Origin of the sequence: Ideonella azotifigens, assembly GCF_006519715.1 — a bacterium.
Taxonomy (GTDB): Bacteria; Pseudomonadota; Gammaproteobacteria; order Burkholderiales; family Burkholderiaceae_C; genus Ideonella; species Ideonella azotifigens.
In genome coordinates this window covers 1-1,361 of the sequence record NZ_VIDT01001054.1, presented here as the reverse complement: position 1 = coordinate 1,361, position 1,361 = coordinate 1, and the positions used below count along the sequence as shown (strand labels likewise).

1 protein-coding gene is annotated in these 1,361 nt (G+C 68.4%); it reads left to right on the top strand.

Annotation, left to right across the window (positions count from 1 at the left end):
- A partial coding sequence (gene tnpC, locus FKP22_RS30510; RefSeq protein WP_141291944.1) for an IS66 family transposase occupies nucleotides 1-1,361 on the top strand: 1,361 nt, incomplete at both ends.

The following is a 1,361-nucleotide window of genomic DNA, read 5'->3' as shown; positions in this document are numbered from 1 at the left end:
CCGAGCACCCCGAGTGAGGTCGAGGGCGTCAAGCCGGCGACCTTGGCGCAGTGTCACGAGATCATCGCGCAGCAGGCCCTGGAACTGGCCGAGTTGAGGCAGGCCGTGGCGCTGCTGGCCGAGCGGCTGAAGCTGGACTCGCACAATTCATCGAAGCCGCCGTCCTCAGACGGCCCGGGAGGCGCCAACCGAGCGCAGCGCCGCGCCAGTGGACGCAAGCGTGGCGCGCAAAAGGGCCACCCCGGCCCCTACCGTGCCTTGCTGCCGGAGACCGAGGTCAACGGGCTGCACGAGTGCATGTCGCCGCCGCAGTGCGAGTGCGGTGAGGCGGTGGCCGTGCGGGGCAAGCCGTATCGCCACCAAGTGTTCGACATTCCGCCCGCGGTGGCCGATGTCCAGGAGTACCAGTTGTACGGCGGCGTGTGTTCGGGCTGCGGCAAGCTGCATCGCGCGCCGTTGCCGGCCGGCGTGCCCAGCGGACAGATCGGCCCGCGCGCGCTGGCCATCATCGGTACGCTGGGCACCCGCCACCACCTGACGCAGTTCAAGATCCGTGACTTGCTGGCGCAGATGATGGGGCTGGACTTCAGCGTGGGCACCATCTCGCAGGCCCATGGCAAGGTGGCCCAAGCGCTCAAGGCGCCGGTGCATGAGGCCATCGGGTCACTGGCCAAGGCGCCGCTGGTGCACATGGACGAGACGCGCTACCCGCGAGAAGGCCAGACCAACTGGGTCTGGGCTGCGATCCAGCCACACCTGGCGGTCTTCAGCATCTTGCCCTCGCGCGCCCGGTATGTGATCCATGAGCTGATCGGACGCGAGCCCGGCGGCATCGTCGTGTTGGACCGGTATGCGGGCTATGCGTTCATCGATCCGCAGCGGCGGCAAGTCTGCTGGGCGCACCTGCTGCGAGACTTCAACCGGATCGGCCAGCGCCAGGGCTTGGCAGGGCGGATCGGGCGCCGCTTGCTCGGGCTGGGCTTTGTGCTGTTTCGCTGGCGCGAGCGGGGCAAGGCCGGCGCGCAGTTCGAGGCCTTGCAGCGCCGCGTTCACACAGCCTTGACCCGAGGGGTCGAACAGACCGGTTGCCCTCGCACGCAGGCCACCTGCCAGAACCTGCTCAAGCTCTGGCCGGCGCTGTGGGGCTTCGTGGGCAACCCGGCCGTGCCGCCGACCAACAATGAGGCCGAACGGTCGATCAGGTCCATCGTGCTCAAGCGCAAGATCTCCGGGCCGACCCGCTCCAAGCGCGGCGACGAGTTCATCGCGCGTGGCTTCAGCGTCGTCGAAACCTGCCGCAGGCAAGGCCGCGACTTGCTAGCCTACATGCATCAGGCGGTCATCGCCTGGATCGACAAGGC